The sequence below is a fragment of the Collinsella tanakaei YIT 12063 genome (genome assembly GCF_000225705.1).
GTDB lineage: Bacteria > Actinomycetota > Coriobacteriia > Coriobacteriales > Coriobacteriaceae > Collinsella > Collinsella tanakaei.
The window spans coordinates 1-14,340 of the sequence record NZ_JH126474.1; the positions used below are offsets into that span (position 1 = coordinate 1).

Annotated in this window: 8 protein-coding genes and 2 tRNA genes; 1 reads left to right on the forward strand and 9 read right to left on the reverse strand. The window is 60.4% G+C overall.

The window, feature by feature from the left end:
* Positions 1 to 436 precede the first annotated feature (436 nt).
* A tRNA-Ala gene (locus tag HMPREF9452_RS09905) sits at positions 437 to 512 on the reverse strand.
* Between the two features lie 60 nt (positions 513 to 572).
* Positions 573 to 649 (reverse strand) — tRNA-Ile (locus HMPREF9452_RS09910).
* A 354-nt stretch (positions 650 to 1,003) separates the two neighbouring features.
* Here HMPREF9452_RS09910 and HMPREF9452_RS09915 point away from each other — a divergent pair.
* The gene (locus HMPREF9452_RS09915) at positions 1,004 to 1,504 is read left to right on the forward strand and encodes a bifunctional nuclease family protein (protein ID WP_009142000.1); all 501 of its coding nucleotides are present in this window, start codon (positions 1,004 to 1,006) and stop codon (positions 1,502 to 1,504) included.
* A 148-nt stretch (positions 1,505 to 1,652) separates the two neighbouring features.
* Here HMPREF9452_RS09915 and HMPREF9452_RS09920 read toward each other — a convergent pair whose 3' ends face one another.
* The 7 genes from HMPREF9452_RS09920 to HMPREF9452_RS09950 form a co-directional block, all read right to left on the reverse strand.
* Entirely contained in the window at positions 1,653 to 4,196 is a 2,544-nt protein-coding gene (locus HMPREF9452_RS09920) for a glycoside hydrolase family 3 C-terminal domain-containing protein (protein WP_009142001.1), read from the reverse strand.
* A 215-nt stretch (positions 4,197 to 4,411) separates the two neighbouring features.
* Entirely contained in the window at positions 4,412 to 7,168 is a 2,757-nt protein-coding gene (gene gyrA / locus HMPREF9452_RS09925) for a DNA gyrase subunit A (RefSeq protein ID WP_040363027.1), read from the reverse strand.
* Between the two features lie 91 nt (positions 7,169 to 7,259).
* Positions 7,260 to 9,281 (reverse strand): DNA topoisomerase (ATP-hydrolyzing) subunit B, encoded by a 2,022-nt coding sequence (gyrB, locus tag HMPREF9452_RS09930; protein WP_009142003.1) that lies wholly within the window; start codon positions 9,279 to 9,281, stop codon positions 7,260 to 7,262.
* A gap of 106 nt (positions 9,282 to 9,387) precedes the next feature.
* Positions 9,388 to 10,014 (reverse strand): DUF721 domain-containing protein, encoded by a 627-nt coding sequence (locus tag HMPREF9452_RS09935; protein ID WP_232205057.1) that lies wholly within the window; start codon positions 10,012 to 10,014, stop codon positions 9,388 to 9,390.
* Positions 10,004 to 11,107 carry a DNA replication/repair protein RecF gene (gene recF, locus HMPREF9452_RS09940; RefSeq protein ID WP_009142005.1) on the reverse strand — a complete coding sequence of 368 codons (1,104 nt, stop codon included), beginning with the start codon at positions 11,105 to 11,107 and terminating at the stop codon, positions 10,004 to 10,006. Before recF ends, HMPREF9452_RS09935 begins: the two co-directional genes overlap by 11 nt.
* 6 nt (positions 11,108 to 11,113) lie before the next feature.
* Entirely contained in the window at positions 11,114 to 12,217 is a 1,104-nt protein-coding gene (dnaN, locus tag HMPREF9452_RS09945; protein WP_009142006.1) for a DNA polymerase III subunit beta, read from the reverse strand.
* 279 nt (positions 12,218 to 12,496) lie between these two features.
* Complete coding sequence (locus tag HMPREF9452_RS09950; protein WP_009142007.1) at positions 12,497 to 14,338, reverse strand: chromosomal replication initiator protein DnaA; 1,842 nt, start codon at positions 14,336 to 14,338, stop codon at positions 12,497 to 12,499.
* Positions 14,339 to 14,340: the final 2 nt, after the last annotated feature.

Genomic DNA, 14,340 nt, shown 5'->3' on the forward strand with positions numbered 1-14,340 from the left:
CTCGCCTGCTGGGCCTGGGAGGTCGGCAGGCGCGCCGAGGGGACGCTCGCGTAGCTCCCCGGGGCCCACATAGCCTTCCCGCCGGGAGGGCCCGCGCTTCGACGCATCGCCGGGACCGGCTCACGACCCTTTTTATGGGCAGCCCGAGGGCCGCGCCCGACTATCGAGACTCCAAGGTTTTTCGAAACGACGGTCCCGGACGCAGAATCGAAATGCGGTAGCGCGCGGCGACATACCTGAACCCGCACGCCGCGCCACGAGCCCGCGGATATTAGCTTGCCAGGCGAGCGACGACTAACGAGCATCCGCGCGGGCCCGACCGGTCGTAATACGAGAAGGTCCGGAAAGAAATTTCCGGACCTGGCAGCTTTTGCCTCTTGACAATGGCTTTCTCATATTAAAAAGGGCACCCTTGCGGATGCCCTCATACATTCAATGGTGGAGGTTAGGGGGATCGAACCCCTGACCTCAGGCTTGCAAAGCCCGCGCTCTCCCAGCTGAGCTAAACCCCCATTAATAAACACCCCAGCGGCGACTCGGCTCTCGCTGGGGTGTTTATTGCGAAAGAAAAATGGTGGACCTGACAAGATTCGAACTTGTGACCTCCCGGTTATCAGCCGGACGCTCTAACCAACTGAGCTACAGGTCCATCGCACGAGTGGTATAATAACCCTTTGTTGGAATCGGAGTCAACGACTTTTTCCAAAAAAGTTGGAATCTTTTTCCAACTCTCTTATTCTCCCAGTTCACAAGGCATTTTTCTTTTCAAATTTCGCATGCGGCAGCTAAATGTCGCCCAACGCAAGGCCCGCCTCGCCCCATCGCGGCCTCTCGACACCCGCAAAGCCAAGCCCCGCCCATCCGTTCAGCAGAAAGCTGGCCGTCGCGTGTCGTTGCCATGTTTCCCATAGCATCCACGTTGGAATTGGGTACTATTACTACCCGGCTTGGGATGGGAGACCCAGCCAACCCTTATGATTTCTAACTTGGAGGAGGTGCCATAATGATTCGCGTTGATATCGAAACCATTATTATGGCCGCCGGCCCCGTCCCCTCGGTTATCGTGCTGCGCGAGCGCAACGAGTCCGTGGGTGCCGGAGCACCGCCGCGCGCGCTCTCCATTCAAACCGGATCATTCGAGGCGGCGGCCATCAGCCGTGGAATTGACCGCACGGAGGAGCCGCGCCCCATCACGCACGATCTTATGAATGCCGCCCTTACGGCACTCGACGCCAAGGTCGAGCGCGTGGAGATCAACCGCGTCGACCTTCCCGTATTCTTTGCGGACCTGGTGGTTCTCGACAAAGACGGCAAGGAACTCTCTATCGACGCGCGGCCAAGCGATGCGCTCGCATTGGCGGTGCGCGTCAACGCCCCCATTTACGTTGAGGACGATGTCATGAACCGCGCCGGCAGTATCTCTGCCCGCTCGGACGACAACGCCGAAGAAGAGATCGAGCGATTCGACGAATTTGTCCAGACGCTTTCTCCGGATGATTTCTAAGCGGACGAAAATCCGCGCGCTGCTCTTCGCACCTCATTATCGACGCATCGGCCACCCACATGCCGGCCGCCATCAAGCCCCGCGATCGCAACCATGCAGTCGCGGGGCTTTCTCTTTTGCACGCGCGCACCCGGGAGCCTCACGGAACTCACTCCTCGCTATCGCCCGAGCGGTCGAAGTGCGCGGTCAAGGCGGGCGCATGCTCTCGCAGGGCCTTCTTGATGCGCCTGTACGTACCCACCGCGCGCGTAAAGCCGCGAATATACCTACCGTTGAGCATATCGACCAAGCCATGGACGGTCCGCATTGAAAATCCGCTTGAGATGAGCTGGCGCAAAGGCAGATCAGAGACAATTTCATGCATCATGCGTCTGGTGTCCTCGTCCATCTTTTTCACGGGCTCATCCATAACATGCTCCACCACGCGAACCATTAGTCGACCAAAAGGCGTGGAGGCCATCTCTGACACGGACGAATCGATGGTGAACGGCGCGATGGGCGTGCGAGCGGGAAGAGGACCCGCGTAAAGCGCCTTGAAAGACTCCTCATCAAACCGAGTGGCATCGGGGCGCCAGTACGCCGCGAGCGCCGAGCGGTCGGCGAGGAGGACGGAACGGTCGGCAGACACGGGAAACGGCGCTGTATCGGCTGCGAGGTGAAGGGAGCAGCTCCTTCGGATATCGCGGCTTGAAGAGCCAACCAAAAGCTCGTAGTCGCCCTGATCCACGCGCCACGCGTGACGCGCGGCGTCCCAATATCGAAGCTCCATCTCGCCAAACTCAAGCGTCACGTGAGAGCGCTCGCCAGGCGCAAGGCGCACCTTGGCAAACGCGGCGAGGCGGCGCGGCTCATGGAAGGCACACTCGCAAGGCGGGCAAACATAGAGCTGCACCACTTCGGCGCCGGCGATGGAACCAGCGTTTTCCACATCAACCTCAACGCGGAAGACGGCCGGGCGGGTAGATTCACCGCAGGAAAGAGGCATGGCAAGCTTTGGCCGGCCGTAGGCAAACGCGGTATAGGACAAACCATGGCCAAACGGCCATGCCGGGCGCGCGCCGACCGCATCAAAATAGCGATACCCCACGTAGATGCCCTCGCGATAGAGAACCTCGCGGTCAAAGTCGGGATAGCTTGCACCCAAAGCGGTATCCCCCAGCCGCTCCGGCCACGTTTCGGCAAGCTTTCCACACGGATTCGCATCGCCGTATAGCAAATCAACCGTTGCGGAGCCGCCATGGCATCCCGACAGGTACATCGCCATAATCGCGGCGGGCATGCGTCTCCAGGGCGCTTCCATGGGGGCACCACCTTGCAGAACCACCACGGTGTTGGGGTTTTCACGGCACACGCGCTCGATCAAGCTGCAGTGGCCGCGCGGCATCACCATGAGCTTGCGATCAAATCCTTCGGACTCGAACCTATCCGGCAAGCCGGCGAACACCACGGCGACGTCATGCGTGCGCGCCGCCTCGACCGCCTGCTCAACTTGAACGTCGGACGCCTCACCCGAATACGCATCGTATCCAGGGGAGAACGAGACCGAGATACCGCGGCGTTTGAACTCGTCCAGCGCGCAATCGAGCTCACGGGGATTGATTTTGGACGAGCCGGCACCTTGGAAGCGCGGCTCCCTTGCAAAGGCGCCTATAACGGCGACCGTCTTGGTTGGGCCAAGCGGCAAGATACCGTTGTTTTCAAGTAATACCGCGCTTTCACGCGCGGCGCGGGCGGCGAGGCGGGCGCTCCTCTTGTAGACCGACTCGCCCGCCGCAGGGTCGCCGTCAGTCGTTGCGGACAAGGAGGAGGCACGAGAGCTGCGCGTCGGGCGCGTGCGCTCCACAAGATCGATCACGCGGCCCGCAGCGCGGTCCACGCACCTTTCATCCAGCGCTCCGCGGCGCACGGCCGCCAGGGCTGTAGGGGCGTAATCTGGACGAGGGCCGGGCATGCAGAGGTCTAGACCGGCGGCGATGGACTCGGCCACGCCGCTCACGGCGCCCCAGTCGCTTATCACGGCGCCGTCAAAGCCCCATTCTTCGCGCAGCACGGTTTGCAGCAACCAAGCGTTTTGCGAGCAATACGTGCCGTTAAGCTTGTTGTACGCCGTCATAATCGACCACGGACGCGCCTTTTTGACCACGCGCTCAAAGGGCTGGAGGTAGATTTCGCGCAGGGTCCGCTCTTCCACAACCGAATCGCTTACCAGGCGGGCGAGCTCTTGGTTGTTGCATGCGAAATGTTTGAGGCACGCCGCGACGCCGCGCGACTGGATGCCTTGGACCATGGCGGCACCCAGCTCGCCGGAAAGCAGGGGGTCCTCGCTGAAATATTCAAAGTTACGCCCGCATAAAGGGCTGCGCTTTATATTGACACCGGGCCCCAGCACAACCGATACGCCCTGGTCGACCGCCTCATCTGCAATAGCGGCGCCCACAGATAAAACCAGATTGGGGTCAAAAGAGCAGGCGAGGGCTGAGGCAGAGGGAAAGCAGGTTGACGGAACGCTCTGGTTGATACCAAGATGATCCGCGGCGCCCAACTGATGGCGCAGGCCGTGGGGGCCGTCGGACAGCGCGATAGACTCAAGCCCGACCTCGTCCACTCGCACGGTGTCCCAATGGGACGCTCCCGCCAATAAGGAGGCCTTTTGCTGCAGGGTCATCTGCTGAAGCATCGAAGAACTATCCATGCAGCCCCCTTTTTTGATTTCTTGCCGTGAGCCGTCATCGCATTGGTCGTCACATTGAGCTTTTATACCCCTGGCGGCGGGCGCGCGCATACACAATTGTCGCCAAACGCAAAAGGAGGGGCGCCGAAGCACCCCTCCCGTCACTCGTTTTTCCCTGCGGAGGCGTCGCGGCCAATCGCTCAAACGCGCCCGCGCGATATATCCCTCTGGAACCCCTACTCCTCGAGCAGACCCTCCGGAGCCTCGTCGCCGCCGTCAACGTCCACGCGCTCGTCATCGGGCGCGGGCATCTCTCCATCGGCATCGCTGGAATCAGGGTCAACTTGATCGTCCGCTTCGGCGGGCGCCTTGTCCTTCTCCTCCGAACTGGTCATGCGGGCCACAGCCGTAACGCGGTCGCCATCGATAACGCTCATCATCTTGACGCCCTGCGTGGCACGACCGGTCTGAGACACGTCCTCGGTCTTCACGCGAATAACCGTGGCGCCCTCGGTGATGATGAACAGCTCGTGCTGCGGTCCCACCGTCTTCATGGCGGCGAGGCTGCCCTTGTGGTCGGTCATCTGGATGGTATAAACGCCCTGCCCACCGCGGTTCTGCTCGGGATAGTCCGCAACGGGAGTGCGCTTGCCGTAACCGCGCTCGGTGATGACGAACAGGTCGCCGGTACCGTTGGAGATCTCCATGCCCAGCACCTCGGCACCATCCTTCATAGTGATGCCACGAACGCCGCTGGTATCGCGGCCGGTGGCGCGCACCTGGTCCTCGGCAAACACAATCGCCTTGCCCGACGTGGTGGCCATGATGACCTTATCGCCCTCGCGCACGCGGCGAACATCAAGCAAGCGGTCACCGTTCTTGAGGTTGATGGCGATGATGCCGTCTCGGCGGCTGCGGTCGTAAGCGCTCATGACCGTCTTCTTCACCATGCCGTTGGCGGTGGCAAACATGAGGTACTCGTTGCCCGGGAACTCGCGGCAGGAGATGACGCTGGCGATCTTCTCGCCCTCCTCAAAGGGGAGCAGGTTGACGATTGCGGTACCGCGCGCCTGACGGCTGCCAACGGGCAGCTCATGGACCTTCAAACGGTAGACCTTGCCCTTGTTGGAGAAGAACAGCACGTACTCGTGGGTGCTGGCGATAAACATCTCAGCGATGACGTCGTCCTCCTTGAGGTTGACGCCGGTCACGCCCTTGCCGCCGCGCTTCTGCGAGCGGTAGGTCTCGACGGGAATGCGCTTGACGTAGCCGGTATGGGTGATGGTGACGACCATGTCCTCGTCCGCGATAAGGTCCTCGACGTCCAGGTCCCTCTCCGCCCGGGTGATCTCGGTGCGGCGCTTGTCTCCAAATTTCTTGGAGATCTCGCGCATCTCCTCTTTGATGACGCCCAGGATCTTGTGCTCGTTGGCGAGAAGGTCCTCGTAGTAGGCGATCGCGCGGCGCAGGCCGGCCAACTCGTCCTCGATCTTGTCGCGCTCGAGGCCGGTCAAGCGGCGCAGCTTCATCTCGAGAATCGCGGTGGTCTGCTCGGGGCTGAAGCCAAAGCGCTCGATCAGGCGAGAACTGGCCTCGGCATCCGTCTGGGAGGAGCGGATGATCGAGATGACCTCGTCGATATGGTCGAGAGCCATAAGGTAGCCCTCGAGGATGTGTGCACGGGCCTGTGCCTTCTTGAGGTCAAAGCGGGTGCGGCGGGTAACCACGTCGACCTGGTGGTCGATGTAGTGGGAGAGAATCTCGCGCAGCGACAGGCACTTGGGCACGCCGTTGACCAAGGCGAGGTTGTTCACGCCAAAGGTGTTCTGCAGCGAGGTGTACTTGTACAGGTTGTTGAGAACCACCTGCGGAATAACGCCCTTTTTGAGCTCGATAACCAGGCGGATGCCCTTCTGGGTAGACTCGTCGCGCATATCCGAGATCCCCTCAATGCGCTTCTCATTCACCAGCTGGGCGATCTTCTCCTGCAGGGTTCCCTTGTTGACCTGATAGGGGATCTCGGTAAAGACCAGACGGCTGCGACCGGTCTTGGTGGACTCAACATGGGCCTTGGCGCGCACGGTGATGGAGCCGCGGCCGGTCTCGTAAGCCTGGCGGATGCCGGAGGTACCCATGATGAGGGCACCGGTGGGGAAGTCCGGTCCCGGCAGAACCGTCATGAGCTCCTCGCAGGTGGCGTCCGGGTTGTCGATAAGCATACAGGTGGCCTCGATAACCTCGGAAAGGTTATGGGGCGGAATATTGGTAGCCATGCCAACCGCGATGCCGGAAGAACCGTTGACCAGCAGGTTGGGGAAGCGGGCGGGCAGGACCTTGGGCTCTGCCAGGGACTCGTCGTAGTTGGGACCCCAGTCAACCGTGTCCTTCTGCAGGTCGCGAAGCAGCTCCATGGCGGGCTTGGCCAGGCGGCTCTCGGTGTAGCGCATGGCCGCGGCGGAGTCGCCGTCGATGTTGCCAAAGTTACCATGGCCGTCGATGAGCGGAGTGCGCATGGAGAACCACTGCGCCAGGCGGACCATGGTGTCGTACACCGCGAAGTCGCCATGGGGATGGTACTTACCGATAACTTCGCCGACCGTCCAAGCGGACTTCTTATGCGGGCGGTTGGGGAAGATGCCGCTCTCGTTCATTGCGTAGAGGATACGGCGGTGAACGGGCTTCAAGCCGTCGCGAACGTCCGGCAGGGCGCGCGCGGTGATGACCGACATGGAGTACTCGATGAAGGACTGCTTCATCTCGCGGCCGAACTCGCTGATCTGCAGGGAGCCGCCGTTAACGTCTTCTCCGGCTGCCTCGCCGCGATCCACCGCGCCAAAGCTCTCCTCCAGCTCCTCGTCATCTTCTTCTTCCTCGTCCGAATCGGCGTCCGGGTCGTAGGCCGCAGCGTCGCCATCATCCTCGGCGCGGGCCAGCAAGCGCTTCAGATCGTCGGGCAGGCCCGCGGTCTCGTCGCCGCCAATCTCGTTGTTCATATCGTCTGCCACGTAAGACCTCCTGGTTTCTCGTGGTCATTCAGTGCTCAGCGCGCGTATGTCGCGCAGGGGATTGCCAAAAGCAGTTGCCCTAGGCATCGAGGAAGCGGGCGTCGTGCGCGTGCTTCTCGATGTAGGCGCGGCGGAACTCAACCTGATTTCCCATCAGCTCGCGGACCGCGCGATCGGCAATAGCGGCATCCTCGATGGTCACGCGCTGCAGAATACGCGTCTTGGGATCCATGGTGGTGCTCGCCAGCTGCTTGGGGTCCATTTCACCCAGACCCTTGTAGCGCTGGACGGTATATCCGCGGCGCTTCTTGGTCACCTTGCCGGAAGCGTCATCGCCGTCGTCGTCCGGATTGAGGCCAAGCTCAACGATGGTATCGCGCAAAATCTCCTCTTCGGGCTGGCGACCGTTGGGGTACACGTAGTGAATCTTGTTGCGCACCTTGATGCCGAAGATGGGCGGGCAGGCGACATAGACGTAGCCGGCGTCGATCAGCGGGCGCATGTACTTGTAGAAGAACGTCAGCAGCAGGATGCGGATGTGCGCGCCGTCGACGTCTGCATCGGTCATGATGATGATCTTGTGGTAGCGAGCCTTGGTGATATCGAAGTCTCCGCCGTCGCCGGTGCCGTTGGTGACGCCGGTGCCAATAGCAGTGATCAAAGACTGGATGGTATCGCTGGAAAACGCACGGTGGTCTCCCACGCGCTCAACGTTCAAGATCTTACCGCGCAGGGGCAGAATCGCCTGGATGTCTCGGCGACGGCCGTCCTTAGCAGAACCGCCTGCCGAGTCGCCCTCGACAATGAAGAGCTCGGTCATCTCGGCGTCGCGAACCGAGCAGTCGGCTAGCTTGCCCGGAAGGCTCGCGGTCTCCAACAGGCTCTTGCGGCGGGTCGCCTCGCGGGCCTTGCGAGCGGCGTTGCGAGCCTTGGACGCCTGCTGGGCCTTCTTGATAATCTCACGCGCCTGCTTGGGATGCTCTTCCAGGTAATCGGCCAAGCCGTCGGAGACGATTTTGCGGACCAGTCCGCGCATGAAGGAGCTGCCGAGCTTGGCTTTGGTCTGGCCTTCGAACTGCGGGTCGGCCAGCTTGACGGACACAACGGCGGTGAGGCCCTCGCGCACATCATCGCCGGTGAGGTTGCCATCCTTTTCCTTCAAGATACTGTTCTTGCGGGCGTAATCGTTGATCACGCTGGTAAGCGCCGCGCGGAAGCCCTCCATGTGCATGCCGCCCTCGATGGTGCGAATATCGTTGGCAAAGCTCATCACGGTCTCAGAGTAGGAAGAGTTCCACTGAATGGCGACCTCGACCTCGCCGGTGCGCTCGACGGGGGCATCCGGCTCGGAGGCACCGGACAGGTAGATGGGGTCCTTGAGGCCGTCGGGGATGTCCTTGCCCTGGCTGAGGAATTTCACAAAGTCGATGATGCCGCCGGCGTAGCAGAACTCTTCCGCGTGGGGAGAAAGTTCGCGCTCGTCGGTCAGGACGATCTTGAGGTTCTTGTTCAAAAACGCCGTCTGCTGCAGGCGGTCGTGCAAGATGTCGTAGTCGTAGACCGTGGTCTCGAAGATCTCCTCGTCCGGCCAAAAGGTGACGGTAGTGCCCGTATGGTCGGAAGTGCCGACCTCCTCCATCTTCTGAGTGGTCTTGCCGCGGCTAAACTGCATCTCGTAAATCTTGCCGTCGCGAGCAACCTGGACAACCATCTTCTTGGACAGGGCGTTTACAACGGAGACGCCAACGCCATGCAGGCCGCCGGAAACCTTATATGCAGAGTTATCGAACTTGCCGCCGGCGTGCAGGATGGTCATGACGACCTCGAGCGTGGGGATCTTCTTTACAGGGTGCATGTCGACCGGGATGCCTCGGCCGTTATCGACGACGGTAATGGAATTGTCACCATGAACGGTGACTTCGATTTTGGAGCAGAAGCCAGCCATGGCCTCGTCGACCGCGTTGTCGACGATCTCCCACACCAGGTGGTGCAGGCCCGTCGAGCTGGTCGAACCGATGTACATGCCGGGACGGACGCGGACGGCCTCAAGACCCTCAAGGACCTTGATCTCGCCTCCACCGTATTCTTCCTCTTTCGCCACGCGAACTCCCTCTCATTCAAATAAAAGACTAACGTCACTATGATACACGCTTGAAATGGGAGCCTACGTAACTACCAAATAGCTCTACAAGCCCATCAGCGCCCATTTACGCCTTGTTTTGGGCATCCAAGCCCTTCCTCCACTCAAAGCTCGCTTTCATGGCCGATTTGAGCGCCTCCTGCAATCTTTGGTCTTTGATCCCGGAGACCTCGCGGTCAATCACGGCGCTCTCCGCCGGGGTGAGATCCTTATGCGGGGGCGGAGTCTTTGCAGCCCTGCGTGCGGACGATGAGCCCGCGGGGCCTTTTGCGGGCGAATCTGCCGAACCGCTCGTCCCTGCGGCCGTCCCTGCAGCGGCGGCGGACGAAGCGCGGCTCGCGTAGCCCTCCTTGGACGTCATGAACACCAGACCCGCCACGTCTACACCCGTGGCAGCCATGCGCGCGCGGATAATCTCACGCAACATGGTCATCTCCTGCGTCCACGCCGCGGAATCCATGTAAACGATTAGCTCGTTTGGCTCGGGCCTGTAGTGCAAGCCGGTCGCATGCGACCCCTCGCGCGTGTGGGCGCACACCGCGTTCCACGCGCGATAGACCTCACGCGTCCGTTCTGCGGCAAGCATCTGCTCGCGCTTTTTGGGCGAGGCGCCGTCAAACAAACGGCTGCGCTCCTCCGCCAGGTATCCACCCAGGCCGCGGGTCTCGCCGCTCATCTCGTCCCTATTCGTCAACCTCAACGACCTTCGCCTCCTCCAGCACCAAATCGCTAAAGTAACCCAGGTTTGTAGTGGTGATAACCGTCTGAACGCCATCCTCTATGAAATGCATGATCGACTCGCGGCGCGATGCGTCAAGCTCGCTCATCACATCGTCCAACAGCAGCAAGGGCGGACGGCCCAGGATATCGCGCGTGACGGCGACTTCGGCGATCTTCCACGCCAGCACCACGGAGCGCTGTTGACCCTGCGAGGCGAACGACCGAGCGTCGCGCCCGTCTATGGTGAATAGGATCTCATCGCGATGGGGGCCGGTCAGGGTGATGCCGCGGCGAAGCTCCTCGTCCCGCCGCTCATCAAGCGCGCGCAAGAACTGCTCCTGTACCTCCCCGCGCTGCGGGATCTTGTCCCCCGCCGTATATTCGTCCCCATATATCGAAGGGGAGTAGGAGATGCCCAGCAGCTCGCCCGGGGCGATGGCGCCGTATGCACGGGCGGCATGCTCGCGGATGCGGGCCAAAAGCGACATGCGGTGCACCGTGAGGGCGGCGCCGGTCGCAGAGATCGATTCGTCCCACGCCGCCAGCAGGCCCCGATCCACGTAGGGCTCTTTCAACAGGTTGTTTCGCTGCTCGACTGTGCGCTCATACGTTGAAACCAAGCGCGCATACTGCTCGTTGAGCTGAACGCCAAAGTCATCAAGGGCGGCACGGCGCACGCTGGCAGAGCGCTTCACCATGTCAAGGTGGTCGGGGCAGAACAGCACGCTGGGCAGAACGCCGCGCACACCAGCCGCGGTCACCTTCTTGCCGTTGCGCGAAAACGTGCGGCGCGACCCCGCCACCGCCAGCCCCATCTCAAGCAAGCGTCCCTCGCCCTCAAGCGTGCACTGCGCGCGGCACGCCTCGGCGCCCTGTCGGACCAGGTCGCGGGGCGAGGGTCTTCTGAACGACTGGCCGGACGTCAGCAGCTGCAGGCACTCGACAAGGTTGGTCTTGCCCGCGGCGTTACGACCAACAAGCACGTTAACGGCTTCGCCGAGCGACAGGTCGTACGCGGCGAAACTGCGAAAGTTGTATACCGACAAACTGGAGACGCGAATGCTCATGGGCGACTAGATGCGAACCGGCATGACCAGATAGAGGTAGTTAATCTTGTCGTAGCTCTTGAAGACGCCCGCCTGCGCGTAAGACTGAAGCTCGAGCGTGATCTCCTTTTCACGCGACAGCACGTTGAGGCAGCCAAAGATGTAGTGGTAGTTGAACGCGATGACGCCGCTGTCGCCCTCGACCTCCACGTCCACGGTTTCACGTGCAACGTCTTGGTCGTTGGAGATGGCAGAGAGACCCAGGGTACCGTCCTCGACGTTGATGTCGAATTTGACGGCGGAGTTGTTTTGGGCGATGACGGCCACGCGCTTCAATGCGGACGAGAACGCGTCGACGTCGATCTTGACCGTCGTGGTGCACGTCTGGGGCAGCAGCGCCTTGTAGTTGGGATACATGCCCTCGATGCGGCGCGACACGTACGTGGTGTTGCCCGCCTCAAAGACAACTTGGGTGTCGGTCGAGCCAATCATGATGGTGCCTTGGCCGCCGGTGATCGAAAGGGCGTCGTTGAACGCCTCCGCGGGCACGTTGAGCTCGAAGCTGCCCTCAAGCGAGGACGTCTCCACCTGCGTGTCGCACACCGCCAGACGGTAGGAGTCCGTAGCCACCAGGCGAATGGTGTTGTTCTCGACCGTCATATAGACTCCGTTGAGGACGGGACGGTTCTTATCCGTGGACGTCACGCGCCACACGCGGCTCACCATCTCGGACAAGATGTTCGCCGGCAGCTCCACCGTGCTCTCAAGCGCATAGGTGGGAAACTCCGGGAAGTCTCCCACATCAAGCGTGTTGAGCCTAAAGGAACTTTTCTCGCACGTGATGCTTACTTGGCGCTCCTCGACCTCAAACGTCACCGCCGCATCCGGCAGGGTCTTGGTGATGTTAGAGAGCATCTTGCACGGAACCACCATCGCCCCCTCCTCGTCCACGCGCGCGGCGATGCGATGACGAATGGCGATGGCGTAGTTAGAAGTCTGGAACTCCAAGACTCCGTCCACCGCCTTGATGAGCACACCCGAGAGGATGGGAAGCGTAGAGGTTCCGGCTATGCCTTTCATTACGGTTGCCAGTGCCTCGGAGAGAGCGGATTGGCTAACGGTGAACTTCATCTTTTATTCCTCTCTATATAGATATATATCTAATAATAGTAATAAGTCGGTGGACGCTGTGGATTACTAATATTTCTGCAGGTAGGGGACTGAAAAACAGTGCGCTTTGACCTGTTGAAAACTCAGCCAGTTATCAACAGGTCAAAGGGTGTGGGTTCTTTTCCCACCGAGTAGGCCGTTTCTTTCACATCCTTTCCCGCGGGTTTGCACAAGCTTTTCACCGCCTTTCACGGGCTTTCAGGCGCTTTTGCGGCGGTGAGTTTGGATACTCCTGTCTGTTTATGACTGAGACTGAAGGACAATCTTATTCTTTAGCTTCTGTAGGTCGTCGCAAATGCGGCGATCTTCCTTGATCTTGCTTTCAACTACCTTAAGGCTGTTGAGTACGGTCGAATGGTCGCGCCCGCCAAATTCCGCGCCAATAGCGGACGAGGTCATTTCGCACAGGGAGTTCGACAGGTAGACGGCCACATGGCGCGCGAACGCGATCTCCTTGGTGCGCCTGGTGCCCTTGAGATCCTCCGGCTGCAGGTGATAGAAGTCCGCCACCACCTTTTGGACGGTGTCGATGCGGATGATCTTGCGTGCGGTATCGAAGTACTCGTTGGCAACCTTCTCGATATCCTCGGTGGTGAGCTCGCCTCCCTGCTGCTCGCGCTCAAATGAGAGGCTCGCGCATCGTTCGCAGTAGCTTTCCAGCTCACGGATGTTGTTGCCGGAGATCTCCGCCATATGGCGCAGCTGCTCGTCGGTGAGCGTGCCATCGTTTGTTTGGAATGCGCCCAAAAGCGACGGGTCCACGTTCATGCCGTTGAGGCCGTCTCCGCCCTTGATGGTGTTCTCGTAGTAGCGTTTCAAAATCATGTACTTCATCTCAAAGCCCGGTTCGGACACCAGGCACAGCATGCCCGCGTTAAAGCGGCTAGTCAGGCGCTCGTCCATACCAAGATTCTTGGGCGCGCGATCCGATGCGATGACAACCTTCTTGTTCTCGCGGATGAACTCGTCCATGAGGCTGAAGAAGTACTCGATGCTCGCCTGCTTACCAATGATGTTTTGGATATCGTCGATAATCAGGACGTTTGCCTCGTGGTACTCGCGCAGTATCGCGCGGCCCTCGGTCTTTTGGCGGGCGATCTCGTTGATGAAGTCGTCGATGTAGGCCTGCGAATTGGCGTACTTTACCTTGATATGCGGTTTGTTGGCGGCAAGGTGGTTCTTGATGGCCAGGAGCAGGTGCGTTTTACCCAACCCGCTTCCTCCGTAGATGAATAGCGAGTTGTACTGGCCGGGCTCGTCCGCAAACGCCGCAAACCGCATGGCGGAGTGGTACGCGAGCTTGTTCTCGTCTCCGTAGACAAAGTTGTCGAACGTGAACTTGGATCCTATGGGGTTGGCGACGGGCTGATCGCTTGCGTCCGTCATCGGAGCGCCGCTTCCTGCCGGCTCGATCGATTTCTTCTGCACCGTCTGTCCGGTCTCGACGCCCTTCATCTGGGCGAACATTCTGTTGAATTGGTCGCGTGACATGGTATTGGTCACGTTTACGCCGCCATGCTCCCCTGCGGGGGCGAATGACATGGGACCTGGTGCCGTGGCGAATCCCGCAGCGTCGTTTTCCACAGTTACCCTAGGCTTTGCAAAGGCGGCTTCCAGGTCAAAGGGGTTTTCAATTGGCTTCTCAACCGGCTCGACCGCCATGTGCGGCGCCGCCATTTGGGGCATATCCACCCCGGCCGCGTTGGCGGCAATCGCCTCCGGCATCGCATTGGTTTGATGCGGACGAGGAACCTCCGTCGTGGCCATCACAGGCGTGTCCTGCGCCGCCGCCGGTGCTGCCGGTATGGTCGGCCTCACCGCACCGGTGTGCGAGCCAGCGGGAGCCTGCACCACCAGAGAGATGGGCATAAACGCTATCTCTTCCAGGTAAGCTTCGACAACTGAGCGGTTCTTTTCAAGAAACGCCACCGCAAACCTGCTGGGCGCTTCTATATAGAGCGATTCATCGTCCAGCTCCACCGGTGTTGACTGGCTGAGCATGTTTACAAGCCGATCGCTTTGGCCGTCGCGCTGACAGAACGCGATGGCGTCATCAAGAAGTATCTGAGCTTCGCTTTCCATGA

What these genes read in the sequence shown, in the direction of transcription:
- recF (WP_009142005.1), bottom strand. Translation starts at nt 11,107, where the DNA reads ATGAGCATTCGCGTCTCCAGTTTGTCGGTATACAACTTTCGCAGTTTC.
- gyrA (WP_040363027.1), bottom strand. Translation starts at nt 7,168, where the DNA reads ATGAACAACGAGATTGGCGGCGACGAGACCGCGGGCCTGCCCGACGAT.
- HMPREF9452_RS09915 (WP_009142000.1), top strand. Translation starts at nt 1,004, where the DNA reads ATGATTCGCGTTGATATCGAAACCATTATTATGGCCGCCGGCCCCGTC.
- HMPREF9452_RS09950 (WP_009142007.1), bottom strand. Translation starts at nt 14,338, where the DNA reads ATGGAAAGCGAAGCTCAGATACTTCTTGATGACGCCATCGCGTTCTGT.
- HMPREF9452_RS09920 (WP_009142001.1), bottom strand. Translation starts at nt 4,196, where the DNA reads ATGGATAGTTCTTCGATGCTTCAGCAGATGACCCTGCAGCAAAAGGCC.
- dnaN (WP_009142006.1), bottom strand. Translation starts at nt 12,217, where the DNA reads ATGAAGTTCACCGTTAGCCAATCCGCTCTCTCCGAGGCACTGGCAACC.